Raw genomic sequence first — 12,188 nt, 5'->3', positions numbered from 1 at the left:
TAGGGTAGCACGGACCCGGCCTTCCCGCTTTACCTTTTCACCCGCCCGCGCCTAGATGGGCGCATGACCAACAGGCTCGCGATATGGCTGGTGCTTCTGATTGCGGCGTTCTTCGCCCTTGATCACTTCGTGCTGAACTGGGACGCGCCGCTATACTTGGGCCGCAAGTTCATGGAGCTGATCCAGTATATCGCCTTCTGGCGCTGATGGTGCGGGCCCGGCGCAATGCCGGGTTGACCTTTTGGCAAAAAAGCGGATGTTAGCGCCAACAGCGGGCCGATCCGCGGGCCGCCACATGCCAATCCATACGGAGGGCCAGCCAATGCCAGTCAAAGTCGCCATCAACGGGTTCGGTCGCATCGGCCGCAACGTCCTGCGGGCCATCATCGAATCCGGCCGCACCGATATCGAGGTCGTGGCCATCAACGATCTCGGCCCGGTCGAGACCAATGCCCACCTGCTGCAGTTCGACAGTGTCCACGGCCGCTTCCCGGTCGAGGTGAAGACCACCGAGGACAGCATCGACGTGGGCCGCGGCCCGATCAGGGTGACGGCGATCCGCAATCCCGCCGACCTGCCCTGGTCGGACGTCGACGTTGTCATGGAGTGCACCGGCATCTTCCGCAGCAAGGACGACTGCCAGGCACATCTGGACAACGGATCGTCGCGGGTGCTGATCTCGGCCCCCGGCAAGGATGCGGACAAGACCATCGTCTACGGCGTCAACCACGATCAGCTGTCGGGCTCCGATGTGGTGGTCTCCAACGCGTCCTGCACCACCAATTGTCTGGCCCCGGTGGCCAAGGTGCTCGATGACGAGATCGGCATCGTCAAGGGCTTCATGACGACGATCCACTCCTATACCGGCGACCAGCCGACGCTGGACACGATGCATTCGGATCTCTACCGCGCCCGCGCCGCCGCCCTCTCGATGATCCCGACCTCCACTGGCGCGGCCAAGGCCGTGGGGCTGGTGCTGCCGGAACTCAACGGCAAGCTCGACGGCGTGGCGATCCGCGTGCCGACCCCGAATGTATCGGTCGTGGACCTGACCTTCGAGGCCGCCCGCGAAACCACCGCCGAGGAGGTCAATGCCGCGATCCGCAAGGCCGCCGATGGCCCGCTCAAGGGGATCCTCGGCTATACCGACAAGCCGCTGGTCAGCTCCGATTTCAACCATGATCCGCATTCCAGCGTCTTCCACACGGATCAGACCAAGGTGATGGAGGGCACGATGGTGCGTATCCTGACCTGGTATGACAACGAATGGGGCTTCTCCAACCGGATGTCGGACACCGCGGTCGAGATGGGCAAATACCTCTGATTCAGGGGGGAACGCCGCGCCGAAAACGTCAAAACCGCCCCTAGGGGCGGTTTTTTCCATACATGTCAAAGCCTTGCCGCCATGCAGCCAATGCAAAGCCGTTAGCGCAAACTGTCAGTGGTGCCGCAGCGCAGCATCCCTATATGTCAGTTCAAGACAACGGAACGGCCACACAAAAGGAGATTGACATGTCCGCTTTCGCAACCCTCCGCACGGCCCTGAAAAAGCGTGCCGCCTATGCCCGCACCAAGCGTGAACTGCAGAACCTGCCGCGCGAAATCGCATTGGAAGATCTGGGCTTCTACACCGGCGATGCCAGCAAGATCGCTCACAAGGCCGTCTACGGCTAACGCGCCTTCATCTTGGCAGATAAACTCATTTGGCCCCGGCGGTATCCCCCATCCGCCGGGGTTTTGTATTGCGCCCCAGATTTTTCCGACAAACCTGCGCGGCGCAGCCGCCCCGCCGGATCAGCCCGGTTCAGCCAAGGCGATCCTTCAAGGCCTGCTCCACCGCGGGTGTGACGAATTTCGAGACATCGCCACCCAGACGCGCGATTTCCTTGACCAGTTTCGACGCGATGGCCTGATGCTGGGCATCGGCCATCAGGAAAACGGTTTCGATCCGGTCATCCAGCGCCCGGTTCATGCCAACCATCTGGTATTCATATTCGAAATCCGCCACCGCGCGCAGGCCGCGCAGGATGATCTGCGCGCCCACGTCATTGGCACAGTCGATCAGCAGGTTTTCGAAGGGATGGGCGATGATCTCGACCCCGGTTTCCGCCGACAGGGCCGCGCATTCCGCCTCGATCATCGCGACACGCTCTTCCAGCGTGAAAAGGGGCCCCTTGTCGCGATTGATGGCCACGCCGATGACCAACCGGTCCACCAGGGTGCAGGCACGGCGGATGATATCCACATGACCCAGCGTGACCGGGTCGAACGTGCCGGGATAAAGGCCTGTGCGCATGGCGGATCCTCTCGGACAATCGGTTTTGCCGCGCACGCAACATTATTGCACCGGGGAATGCAAGCGGCTTTGCAGGCGCGGGGCTAGTGCCCCATGATCATGCCTTCCAGCGCGTCCTTTTCCATCGACAGTTCGGCCAGCCGCGCCTTGACGACATCACCGATGGAGATCAGCCCGATCATGCGCCCCTCTTCCAGGACCGGCAGGTGGCGGAACCGCCCCTCCGTCATCCGCGACAGCACCGCGTCAGAGCTGTCGGCGGGCGTGCAGGTCACCGGATCGCGGGTCATCAGGTCGGCCACGGTCTTCCCGAGGCATTCGGGGCCCTGACGCCCGATCTCGCGCACGATATCGCGCTCGGACAGGATTCCCGTTGGCGTCGCCCCGTCATCGTCACTGATCACGATCGTCCCGATCCGGCGGTCGGACATGATCGCGGCCGCATCCTTGACCTGGGCATCGCTTTGCAGTGTCAGAACCCCGTCCACCGCCTTGGAAGAGAGAATTTGCTTCACGAGCATGATCTGTCCTTTCGTCTTTTCCTCAGCGTTCCCCGCCAGAGCCGGTCTGTCAAGCAACCATCGCTTCCAGACGCGTCACCTCGGCTCGGATGCCCGCGGCCAGGGCCTCGGCAAGACGGTTGAGCCGGTCCGACCGGCGATCCGATCCGTGCCGGACAAGGTAGAAGCTGCGCGTGAGGCCGATCCGCTCGGTCAGCACCCGGCGCAGTTCGGGCAGAAAGGGCATCGCAAAGTCATGCACGATGCCGATGCCGCCCCCGGCGCGCAGCAATTGCGCCTGCACCGCGACCGAGTTCGAGGCCAGCTGAACCCCGTCGCGTGCCAGATCGCCCAGGTAGTCCAGTTCCTTGTCGAAGATCATGTCGGGGATATAGCCCACCACGGCCCGCCCCTTCAGATCGTCGGGATGCCGGATCGCCCCGGCTGTCTCGGCATGGGTCGCAAGGTGCAGACGATAATCGGTGATCCGTTGCACCGTCAGCCGCCCGGCCATGGGCGGTGAAACGGTGATCGCCATGTCCGCCTCGCGCCGCGACAGGTTCACCACCCGCGGCAGGGCAAGGATCTGCACTTCCAGATCCGGGTTGTCGGCTTGGAGCTTGGCGCAGACCTGCGGCAGCACGTAGTTCGCGCAGCCATCGGGCGCACCGATCCGCACCTGCCCGGTCAGACCGCCACCTGCACCCTGCCCTTCATCGGCGGCCAGCGCCAGCGCCGCTTCGGCCTCGACGGCGCGGTCGCGCATCCGCGCGCCCAGGTCCGTCAGTGCGTAGCCCTGCGGTGACTTCACGAACAAAGCCGCGCCCAGGCCCGCTTCCAGCCGTGCGATGCGGCGGCTGACCGTGGCCGGGTCCATCTTGAGAAGGGGCGCGGCCGCCGACAAGCTCTGAGCCCGCGCGACCGCGAGGAAAACCCGCATGTCGTCCCAGTTTCGCATCCCGCCCTCATTTTGCAAAATTACAAGATCGTTTTGATGGATTGTCTCTTTGTCCGGCAAAATTGCAAGGGTAGAGTGAACCGGAACAAATCGCAGGAGGACCAAATGGAAGAGATCGGTCACTATATCGACGGCACGCGCGTGGCGGGAACGTCAGGGCGGTTCGCGGATGTCCTGAACCCCGCGACCGGCGAGGTGCAGGCCAAGGTGGCGCTGGCCACGACCGACGAGGTGAATGATGCCGTCGCCCGTGCCGAAACCGCACAGCGGGAATGGGCCAAGGTCAACCCGCAGCGCCGCGCCCGGGTGATCATGAAGCTGGGCCAGCTCATCAACGACAACATGGACAAACTGGCCGAGGCGGTCAGCCGCGAACATGGCAAGACCCTTCCGGATGCCCGTGGCGACGTGCAGCGCGGCCTGGAGGTGGTCGAGTTCTGCATGGGCGCGCCGCACATGCTCAAGGGCGAGTTCACCGACAGCGGCGGGCCGGGTATCGACCTTTATTCCATGCGCCAGCCACTCGGCGTCGTGGCGGGCATCACCCCCTTCAACTTCCCGGCGATGATTCCCTTGTGGAAACTGGCCGGCGCCATCGTCTGCGGCAACGCGATGATCCTGAAACCCTCCGAGCGGGTGCCCACCACCGCGCTGATGCTGGCCGAGCTGTGCAGCGAGGCGGGGGTGCCCGCGGGCATCCTGCAGGTCGTCAACGGCGACAAGGAAGCGGTCGATGCCCTGCTGGACAACGAAACCATTCAGGCCGTGGCCTTCGTCGGCTCGACCCCGATCGCGCATTACATCTATTCGCGTGCCACCGCGAACGGCAAACGCGCCCAGTGTTTCGGCGGCGCCAAGAATCACCTTGTGATCATGCCCGATGCGGATCTGGACAAGGCCGCCGACGCCCTCGTGGGTGCGGGCTACGGCGCCGCGGGTGAACGCTGCATGGCGATCTCGGTCGCCGTGCCGGTGGGAGAGGAAACCGCCGACCGTCTGGTGGAAAAGCTGGTGCCGCGCATCGAGAAGCTGAAAGTCGGGCCCTACACGGCCGGCGAGGACGTGGATTACGGGCCGGTCATCACCGGCCAGGCGCGGGACCGGATCCTTGGCCTGATCGACTCCGGCGTGGAACAAGGCGCCGACCTGCTCATCGACGGGCGCGACTTCTCGCTCCAGGGCTATGAGGACGGCTATTTCATCGGCCCCTCGTTCTTCGACCGGGTGACGCCCGAAATGGACATCTACAAGGAAGAGGTCTTCGGCCCCGTTCTCAGCCAGGTGCGCGCGGGCAGCTATGAAGAGGCCTTGAACCTCGTGATGGACAATCCCTATGGCAACGGAACGGCGATCTTCACCGCCGATGGCGACACGGCGCGGGATTACGCCCACCGCGTCAATGTCGGCATGGTCGGTGTCAATTTCCCGATCCCGGTGCCGCTGTCCTATCACACCTTCGGCGGCTGGAAGAAATCGGGCTTCGGCGATCTCAACCAGTATGGCCCCGACGCCTTCCGCTTCTATACGAAGACCAAGACCGTGACGGCACGCTGGTTCTCGGGGATCAAGGACGGCGGCGAATTCAACTTCAAGGCCATGGACTGACCCGAAGTCAGATAGAGCAACGACGCGGCCGGACCTTCCGGCCGCGTTTTGTTTTCCGGCCGGCCATATATCGCGCTGTCACGGGACAAGGACCCGGTTCGCCAAACGCAAACCGAATCTTGCCGTTTGCGCCCATGCGCCGCAAACTGGATGCAACGGCAGCGGGAGGGCGCATATGGACGAACCCGAGTTTTCGATCGGCATCGAAGAGGAATACCTGCTGGTCGACAAGGAGACCCTGGCCCTGGCCGTCGTTCCCGAAGGCCTTATGGCGGATTGCGAGGCCGCGCTTGGCGGCCAGGTCGCCCCCGAATACCTGCAATGCCAGATCGAGATCGGCACCAAGGTCTGCGCCACTGTGGCCGAGGCGCGCGAGGACCTGGCCCACCTGCGCCGGACCATCCGCGATTGCGCCGACAACTACGGCCTGACCCCAATCGCCGCCTCGTGCCACCCGCTTGCCGATTGGAAAGACCAGCACCACACTCACAAGCAACGCTATGACCAGCTCCGCGAGGATCTGGGCGGCGTGGTCCGGCGCATGCTGATCTGCGGCATGCATGTGCATGTGGGGCTGAATGACGACGCGCTGCGGGCCGATCTTCTGAGCCAGCTCGGCTATTTCCTGCCGCATCTGCTGGCCATGTCCACCTCGTCCCCCTTCTGGCAGGGCGAGGATACCGGCCTGGCCTCCTACCGTCTTTCGGTTTTCGACAACCTGCCGCGCACGGGCCTGCCACCGCAGATGGACAGCTGGGACGAATACCAGCGCTCGGTTCAGGCATTGGTGGACCTGGGCGTGATCGAGGACGCGACCAAGATCTGGTGGGACCTGCGCCCCTCGGCGCATTATCCCACGCTGGAGGCCCGGATATGCGATGTCTCGCCCCGCATGAACCATGCGCTGGGACTCGCCGCACTGATTCAGGCCCTGACCCGGCTTCTGTGGCGCTTGCGCGTGCGCAACCAGCGTTGGCGGCGCTACGACAATTTCCTGGTCCAGGAAAACCGCTGGCGGGCACAACGCTATGGAACGAGCGATGGGCTGATCGATTTCGGCCGTGGCGAGATCGTGCCCTTCGCGGAACTCTTCGAAGAACTGTTGGAACTGGTCGAGGAAGACGCGGGCGTCCTGCAATGCGCCCAGGAGATCGAGGCGCTGCGCGAGATCATGGAAACCGGCACCAGCGCCGAACGTCAACGCGCGGCGGCACAGGGCGCCAAAGCGGCCGGCGCCGATACCGAGGAGCAGATGCGGGCGGTCGTGCGGCACCTGATCGAGGAATTCTCGACCGACCTTTAGGAACTTTTCGGAAGATCAGGATCGTGTGCCAACGCCCTGATATTCCGGCGATATTTGGACCGTCAAAGACGCCGCTAGGCTAGAGAGGTTGGGGCGTCAGCCTGGAGGAACCCTTGCGATCCCCCCTTGCAATCCGCGTCACGGCACGAAAGAATTAAACATACGTTCAATTCATGGATTGGGAGGAAGCCATGGAGTTCGCCCTGACGGAAGAGCAAGACGCCATTTTCGACATGGCTCGCGCCTTCGGCGAAGCCGAGATCGCCCCACATGCCCGCGATTGGGAGGCAGAGGGCACGATCCCCCGCGACCTCTGGCCAAAACTGGCGGAACTGGGCTTCGGCGGTCTCTATGTCAGCGAGGAGTCCGGCGGCTCCGGTCTCAGCCGCCTCGATGCGACGCTCGTTTTCGAGGCGCTTTCGATGTCCTGCGCCTCGGTCGCGGCCTTCCTGTCCATCCACAACATGTGCGCCCGCATGATAGACCAGTTCGGCAGTGCCGATCTCAAGGCCCGCTACCTGCCGCGCGCCCTGACGATGGAAACCGTCTTCTCCTACTGCCTGACCGAACCGGGCAGCGGCTCGGACGCCGCCGCGCTCAAGACCCGCGCGGTCCGCACCGATGAGGGCTACGGCCTCACCGGCACCAAGGCTTTCATCTCGGGCGGGGGCTATTCGGATGCCTATATCGTCATGGCCCGCACCGGTGAGGACGGCCCTAAGGGCATTTCGGCCCTGGTTCTGGAAGACGGCACGCCCGGCCTGTCATTCGGCGGGCTGGAGGACAAGATGGGCTGGAAAAGCCAGCCCACCCGGCAAGTCCAGATGGATGCCTGCCCGGTCCCCGAAAACAACCTGCTGGGGGACGAGGGTCAAGGGTTCAAATATGCCATGGCCGGTCTCGATGGCGGGCGGCTCAACATCGCGGCCTGTTCACTGGGCGCGGCCCAGGCGGCCCTGAACGCCACGCTGGATTACATGGGCGAGCGCCGCGCTTTCGGCCAAACCATCGACCAGTTTCAGGGCCTGCAATTCCGGCTGGCCGACATGGAAATCGAGATGCAGGCGGCGCGCACCTTCCTGCGCCAGGCGGCCTGGAAGCTCGACACCAAGGCGCCCGACGCGACCGCCTGCTGCGCCATGGCCAAGAAATTCGTCACCGAAACCGGATCAAAGGTCGCCGATCAATGCCTGCAACTGCATGGCGGATATGGGTATCTTGCCGATTACGGGATCGAGAAGATCGTCCGCGACCTGCGCGTGCACCAGATCCTCGAAGGCACGAACGAGATCATGCGCCTGATCGTAGCCCGGGGCATGATCGGGCAACGCTAGTCCGCCGGGGGTGGTCGCGAGGAAGAAGGCAGACGCGATGAGCGATATTCACATTCGTCAGGACGGCCGCGCCGGCAGGATCACCCTGAGCCGTCCCAAGGCATTGAACGCACTGACCTATGACATGGTGCTCCAGATCGAGGCGGCGCTGGACCAATGGCGGACCGATCCAACCATTGACCTGTTGGTGATCGATGCCGAGGGCGACAAGGCGTTCTGCGCAGGCGGCGACATCCAGGAGATGTACGAGACCGGCACGGCTGGAAATTACGACTACGGCCGCAAATTCTGGCGCGATGAATATCGCATGAACGCCAAGATGGCCGAGTTTCCCAAACCGGTCGTGACCTTTCTGCAAGGATTTACCATGGGTGGCGGTGTCGGCGTGGGCTGCCACGGCGCGCACCGTATCGTCTGCGCGGACAGCCGCATCGCCATGCCCGAGGTCGGGATCGGGCTGATCCCGGATGTGGGCGGCTCGCTGTTGCTGGCGCGGGCACCGGGACGGCTGGGCGAATACCTTGGCCTGACCGCCGACCGGATGGATGCCGGCGACGCGATCCATGCCGGGTTTGCCGATCACTTCGTCCCGCGCGAGACCTGGCCGGCGCTGATCGCCGCCCTGTGCGACACAGGCGATCCGGGCGCAGTGGGCCGCGCCGCAAGCCCAGCCCCCCGATCGCGTCTGGCTGACTGGCAGCCGCAGCTCGACGCCTGTTTCGGCGGCGACACCCTGGCCGACATCCATCACGCCATGCCCGACCCTGCACCCGAGCCCATCACCCATGCGCAAAAGCTGATGGCCCGCAATTCGCCGCTGGCCATGGCCTGCGCGCTTCGGATCATCCGCACCGTGCGCGGTGCGGACGACATCCGGACAGCGCTGGAACACGAATACCGCTACACGGCACGGTCCATGGAACGGGGCGATTTCCTGGAAGGGATCCGCGCAGCGATCATCGACAAGGACCGCAGCCCGAAATGGTGCCACGCAAGCTGGCGCGCCGTCCCCGAGGCCGATATCGTCGCCATGGAGGGGCCGGTGACCGATGCACCGCTGCAATTCTGACCGCGAAGGGAGACAGGCCATGAAGATCGGATTTATCGGGCTGGGCAACATGGGCGCCCCCATGGCGCACAACCTCATCAAGGCGGGCCATGACGTGACCGGATTCGACACCGCCGCCACGCCCGAAGGCATCACGATGGCCGCGTCCGCCGCCGAGGCCGCCATGGGCGCTGACGTCGTGATCCTGATGTTGCCGAACGGCGAGATCGTCCAGAAGGTGGCCGATGCGATCATAGACGGCATGCTCAAGGGTTCCGTGTTGCTGGATTGCTCGACCATCGACGTGGCAAGCGCCCGCGCGGTGGCCGCGCTGGCCCGGTCCCACGGGCTGGGCGCGGTCGATGCGCCGGTTTCCGGCGGGATCGGAGGGGCCCAGGCCGGCACGCTGACCTTCATGGCCGGCGGCGCCACGGATGACTTCGCCCGGGTCAAGCCGCTTTTCGACGTGATGGGAGCCCGTGCGGTGCATTGCGGGCCCTCGGGCAACGGCCAGGCCGCCAAGATCTGCAACAACATGATCCTGGGTGCCACGATGATCGCAACCTGCGAATCCATCGCCCTGGCCGACAAGCTGGGGCTCGGCCGGCAGGAGATGTTCGACGTGGTCAGCACGTCGTCGGGCCAAAGCTGGTCGATGAACACCTATTGCCCCGCCCCCGGCATCGGGCCGACCTCACCCGCCGACAACGATTACCGGCCCGGCTTTGCCGCCGAGCTGATGCTCAAGGACCTGCGTCTGGCCATGGAGGCCGCAGAACAGGTCGATGCGGACACGCCCATGGGCGCCCGCGCCGCCGAGCTTTATGCGCAATTCGTCGAGAACGAGGACGGCGCGGGGCTGGATTTCAGCGCCATGCTGCCGCGGTTCGAGACCCGCCGCCGCGGATGACCTGGCTGGATCGCACCGAGCTGGCCCATCTGCCCGACAGCGCCCGGGCCGACTTGGGCCACCTGTCGCCGGTGACCCTGCCCAAGGGCCGCAGCCTGTTTCACCCCGGCGACGGGGCCGAGGGCTTTCCGCTCGTCCTGTCGGGCCGGGTCGAGGTCTTTCTGGTCGGCCCGTCGGGTCGCGAAATCCTGCTCTACGCCGTCGAACCGGGCCAGACCTGTGTGCAAACGACGCTTGGTCTGATGGGCGGCGAGCCTTATACGGGCGAGGCCCTGACCGCACGCGACACCGAATTGGTGTTGATCCCCAAGGGCCTGTTCCTGTCGCTGATGGACGGGTCCGCCGCATTTCGCGAATTCGTCTTCCGCGCCTTCGCGAATCGCATGAAAAGCACCGTCCATGTCCTTGAAAAGGTGGCATTCCACAAGATCGAGTCCCGTCTGGCCGAGGCCCTTCTCGACCTTGTCGAGGACGGCACAGTCACCGCGACCCAGGCCGAGCTCGCCAGCCGCATCGGATCCGCCCGCGAGGTGATCTCGCGTCGCCTGGACAGTTTTGCACGCCGTGGCTGGGTGCGGCGCGACCGCGGCCATGTCACCATCCTGGACCGTGATGCGCTGGCTTACCTTGCCCGCAGCGAGGGCGCGTGACCAAGTCACAGACCGGGCACTTGGCTTGCGCTAGTATGAGCTCATCAGCCCGACTCATCCGGGCGCAAAGCGAAAGGCAATGACAATGACCAAGAATATCGGCGGCACCGAACGCATCATACGCGCCGTGGTTGGCGCGGCGCTTATTCTGGCCTTCTTCCTCAACATGGATGGGCAGTATAGCTGGCTCTACCTGCTGGGGATCATCCCGCTGGCCACGGCGGCGATCGGCTGGTGCCCACCCTATGCGATCCTCGGGATCAATACCTGCAAGACCAAGAACTGACGCCCCGGGCGCGGCCCCGGTCGCGCCCTAACTACCCCAGATGATCCGCACGTAATCGCGGGTTTCCCGATAGGGCGGCACGCCGCCATGGCGGCGCACGGCCTCGGGGCCGGCATTGTAGGCGGCCAACGCGAGCCGCCAGGACCCGAAACTTTCGTACTGTTCCCGCAGGTAGCGCGCGCCCCCGTCCAGGTTCTGATACGGATCCCAGACATCCCGCACGCCCAGGTAGCGCGCCGTGGCCGGCATCAGCTGGGCCAGCCCCATGGCCCCGGCATGAGACTTGGCGCGCTGGTTCCAGCCGGATTCCTGCTGGACCAGCCGCAGGAAAAGGTCTTCCGGAATGGCATGTCGCCGGGCGGCACTGCGCGCCAGATCGAGGAACGGGCCGCGATAATCCCCGCGATAGGCTGGGCCGTTGCCGGGCTGCCCCGGCACCACGACCTTGGGCGGTTGGAGACGCACGGAATTGGCATATTGCGACGCCGCGCGGCCATCGAGCACGTCGAGCTGCGAGCTGAACAGCGCCGACCGGTTCCGCGTCGATAGACCGTCGGCCATGGCGGCCCCGGCCAGGGCGGTCACAACGGCCGCGCCGATCCACGTTCTTGCCCGGATCATCGTCACTCTCCCCAAACCAAACTCCCAAACCGCACGCGGTGTAGATTAGGTCCAAAGCATGTGGAATTCCAGTTTCTCGCTCTGGCCATTCCCCGCAGCGGCGATATTGTGCTTTCATTAACCAAACTGGGGTGGTGTAACAGCCACTCACCACGTCAGGGATTCGAGAAAGAGGAGGTCGCCATGGCCGGATCAGTCAACAAGGTCATCCTGATCGGAAATCTGGGGCGCGACCCCGAGGTGCGCACCTTCCAGAACGGGGGCAAGGTCTGCAACCTGCGCATCGCCACCTCGGAAACCTGGAAAGACCGCAATACCGGCGAGCGCCGCGAACGGACCGAATGGCATTCGGTCGCGATCTTTTCCGAGCCGCTGGCCAACGTGGCCGAGCGCTACCTGAAGAAAGGCTCAAAGGTGTATATCGAGGGCCAGCTGGAAACCCGCAAATGGCAGGACCAGTCGGGGCAGGACCGCTACACGACCGAGGTCGTCCTGCGCCCCTATCGCAGCGAGCTGACCATGCTGGATGGCCGTGGCGAAGGCGGCGGCGGGGGCGGCGGCTACATGTCCGACCAGTCCGGCGGCGGCTATGGCGGCGGCGGGGGCGGTTATGACGGCGGCCCCTCCGGCCCGGCGGGCGGCGGTGACATGGATGACGAAATCCCGTTCTGAGGCTA

Annotated in this window: 15 protein-coding genes; 11 read left to right on the top strand and 4 right to left on the bottom strand. The window is 64.6% G+C overall.

Features of this window, described 5'->3' with window-relative positions:
* Positions 1 to 63: 63 nt before the first annotated feature.
* The 3 genes from DFK10_RS16450 to DFK10_RS16445 all read left to right on the top strand — a co-directional run bounded on the left by DFK10_RS16450 (position 64) and on the right by DFK10_RS16445 (position 1,674).
* Positions 64 to 207 (top strand): hypothetical protein, encoded by a 144-nt coding sequence (locus tag DFK10_RS16450; protein ID WP_217810089.1) that lies wholly within the window; start codon positions 64 to 66, stop codon positions 205 to 207.
* A gap of 115 nt (positions 208 to 322) precedes the next feature.
* On the top strand, positions 323 to 1,324 hold the full coding sequence (gene gap, locus DFK10_RS06955; protein ID WP_109387981.1) for a type I glyceraldehyde-3-phosphate dehydrogenase: 1,002 nt from the start codon (positions 323 to 325) through the stop codon (positions 1,322 to 1,324).
* A 188-nt stretch (positions 1,325 to 1,512) separates the two neighbouring features.
* A complete protein-coding gene (locus tag DFK10_RS16445) occupies positions 1,513 to 1,674 on the top strand; it encodes a hypothetical protein (protein ID WP_217810088.1) in 162 nt (53 codons plus the stop codon).
* A gap of 130 nt (positions 1,675 to 1,804) precedes the next feature.
* On the opposite strand, the gene coaD is transcribed toward DFK10_RS16445, so the two are convergent.
* From coaD to DFK10_RS06940, 3 genes are all read right to left on the bottom strand, one after another.
* A complete protein-coding gene (gene coaD, locus DFK10_RS06950) occupies positions 1,805 to 2,296 on the bottom strand; it encodes a pantetheine-phosphate adenylyltransferase (RefSeq protein ID WP_109387979.1) in 492 nt (163 codons plus the stop codon).
* 83 nt (positions 2,297 to 2,379) lie between these two features.
* Positions 2,380 to 2,817, bottom strand: a complete 438-nt coding sequence (locus DFK10_RS06945) for a CBS domain-containing protein (RefSeq protein ID WP_109387977.1) — start codon at positions 2,815 to 2,817, stop codon at positions 2,380 to 2,382.
* Positions 2,818 to 2,866: 49 nt separating this feature from the next.
* Positions 2,867 to 3,754, bottom strand: a complete 888-nt coding sequence (locus tag DFK10_RS06940; protein WP_109387975.1) for a LysR family transcriptional regulator — start codon at positions 3,752 to 3,754, stop codon at positions 2,867 to 2,869.
* 105 nt (positions 3,755 to 3,859) lie between these two features.
* On the opposite strand from DFK10_RS06940, the gene DFK10_RS06935 reads away from it, so the two are divergent.
* The 7 genes from DFK10_RS06935 (at position 3,860) to DFK10_RS06905 (ending at position 10,890) form a co-directional block, all read left to right on the top strand.
* The gene (locus DFK10_RS06935) at positions 3,860 to 5,359 is read left to right on the top strand and encodes a CoA-acylating methylmalonate-semialdehyde dehydrogenase (RefSeq protein WP_109387973.1); all 1,500 of its coding nucleotides are present in this window, start codon (positions 3,860 to 3,862) and stop codon (positions 5,357 to 5,359) included.
* A 175-nt stretch (positions 5,360 to 5,534) separates the two neighbouring features.
* Positions 5,535 to 6,662 (top strand): carboxylate-amine ligase, encoded by a 1,128-nt coding sequence (locus DFK10_RS06930; RefSeq protein ID WP_109387971.1) that lies wholly within the window; start codon positions 5,535 to 5,537, stop codon positions 6,660 to 6,662.
* 191 nt (positions 6,663 to 6,853) lie between these two features.
* Complete coding sequence (locus tag DFK10_RS06925) at positions 6,854 to 7,996, top strand: acyl-CoA dehydrogenase family protein (protein WP_109388058.1); 1,143 nt, start codon at positions 6,854 to 6,856, stop codon at positions 7,994 to 7,996.
* Positions 7,997 to 8,033: 37 nt separating this feature from the next.
* Positions 8,034 to 9,065 carry an enoyl-CoA hydratase/isomerase family protein gene (locus DFK10_RS06920; protein WP_109387969.1) on the top strand — a complete coding sequence of 344 codons (1,032 nt, stop codon included), beginning with the start codon at positions 8,034 to 8,036 and terminating at the stop codon, positions 9,063 to 9,065.
* A gap of 19 nt (positions 9,066 to 9,084) precedes the next feature.
* Entirely contained in the window at positions 9,085 to 9,954 is an 870-nt protein-coding gene (mmsB, locus tag DFK10_RS06915) for a 3-hydroxyisobutyrate dehydrogenase (protein WP_109387967.1), read from the top strand.
* A complete protein-coding gene (locus DFK10_RS06910) occupies positions 9,951 to 10,604 on the top strand; it encodes a Crp/Fnr family transcriptional regulator (protein ID WP_109387965.1) in 654 nt (217 codons plus the stop codon). The genes mmsB and DFK10_RS06910 overlap by 4 nt, the downstream gene beginning before the upstream one ends.
* An 85-nt stretch (positions 10,605 to 10,689) precedes the next feature.
* The gene (locus DFK10_RS06905) at positions 10,690 to 10,890 is read left to right on the top strand and encodes a YgaP family membrane protein (RefSeq protein ID WP_109387963.1); all 201 of its coding nucleotides are present in this window, start codon (positions 10,690 to 10,692) and stop codon (positions 10,888 to 10,890) included.
* Between the two features lie 27 nt (positions 10,891 to 10,917).
* Here the strand turns inward: DFK10_RS06905 and DFK10_RS06900 are convergent, their stop codons facing one another.
* Positions 10,918 to 11,511: a lytic transglycosylase domain-containing protein gene (locus DFK10_RS06900; RefSeq protein ID WP_109387961.1), complete on the bottom strand. Its 594-nt coding sequence runs from the start codon at positions 11,509 to 11,511 to the stop codon at positions 10,918 to 10,920.
* Positions 11,512 to 11,694: 183 nt separating this feature from the next.
* Here DFK10_RS06900 and ssb point away from each other — a divergent pair, with 183 nt between their 5' ends.
* Positions 11,695 to 12,183 (top strand): single-stranded DNA-binding protein, encoded by a 489-nt coding sequence (ssb, locus tag DFK10_RS06895; protein WP_109387959.1) that lies wholly within the window; start codon positions 11,695 to 11,697, stop codon positions 12,181 to 12,183.
* Positions 12,184 to 12,188: the final 5 nt, after the last annotated feature.

The organism is Salibaculum griseiflavum (assembly GCF_003129565.1).
Taxonomy (GTDB): Bacteria; Pseudomonadota; Alphaproteobacteria; order Rhodobacterales; family Rhodobacteraceae; genus Salibaculum; species Salibaculum griseiflavum.
This window is presented reverse-complemented; position numbering and strand designations above follow the sequence as displayed.

Coding starts and splice junctions, on each gene's coding strand:
- DFK10_RS06905 (WP_109387963.1), top strand. CDS start 10,690: ATGACCAAGAATATCGGCGGCACCGAACGCATCATACGCGCCGTGGTT.
- ssb (WP_109387959.1), top strand. CDS start 11,695: ATGGCCGGATCAGTCAACAAGGTCATCCTGATCGGAAATCTGGGGCGC.
- DFK10_RS06945 (WP_109387977.1), bottom strand. CDS start 2,817: ATGCTCGTGAAGCAAATTCTCTCTTCCAAGGCGGTGGACGGGGTTCTG.
- mmsB (WP_109387967.1), top strand. CDS start 9,085: ATGAAGATCGGATTTATCGGGCTGGGCAACATGGGCGCCCCCATGGCG.
- gap (WP_109387981.1), top strand. CDS start 323: ATGCCAGTCAAAGTCGCCATCAACGGGTTCGGTCGCATCGGCCGCAAC.
- DFK10_RS06940 (WP_109387975.1), bottom strand. CDS start 3,754: ATGCGAAACTGGGACGACATGCGGGTTTTCCTCGCGGTCGCGCGGGCT.
- DFK10_RS06920 (WP_109387969.1), top strand. CDS start 8,034: ATGAGCGATATTCACATTCGTCAGGACGGCCGCGCCGGCAGGATCACC.
- DFK10_RS06935 (WP_109387973.1), top strand. CDS start 3,860: ATGGAAGAGATCGGTCACTATATCGACGGCACGCGCGTGGCGGGAACG.
- DFK10_RS06910 (WP_109387965.1), top strand. CDS start 9,951: ATGACCTGGCTGGATCGCACCGAGCTGGCCCATCTGCCCGACAGCGCC.
- coaD (WP_109387979.1), bottom strand. CDS start 2,296: ATGCGCACAGGCCTTTATCCCGGCACGTTCGACCCGGTCACGCTGGGT.
- DFK10_RS16450 (WP_217810089.1), top strand. CDS start 64: ATGACCAACAGGCTCGCGATATGGCTGGTGCTTCTGATTGCGGCGTTC.
- DFK10_RS06925 (WP_109388058.1), top strand. CDS start 6,854: ATGGAGTTCGCCCTGACGGAAGAGCAAGACGCCATTTTCGACATGGCT.
- DFK10_RS16445 (WP_217810088.1), top strand. CDS start 1,513: ATGTCCGCTTTCGCAACCCTCCGCACGGCCCTGAAAAAGCGTGCCGCC.
- DFK10_RS06930 (WP_109387971.1), top strand. CDS start 5,535: ATGGACGAACCCGAGTTTTCGATCGGCATCGAAGAGGAATACCTGCTG.
- DFK10_RS06900 (WP_109387961.1), bottom strand. CDS start 11,511: ATGATCCGGGCAAGAACGTGGATCGGCGCGGCCGTTGTGACCGCCCTG.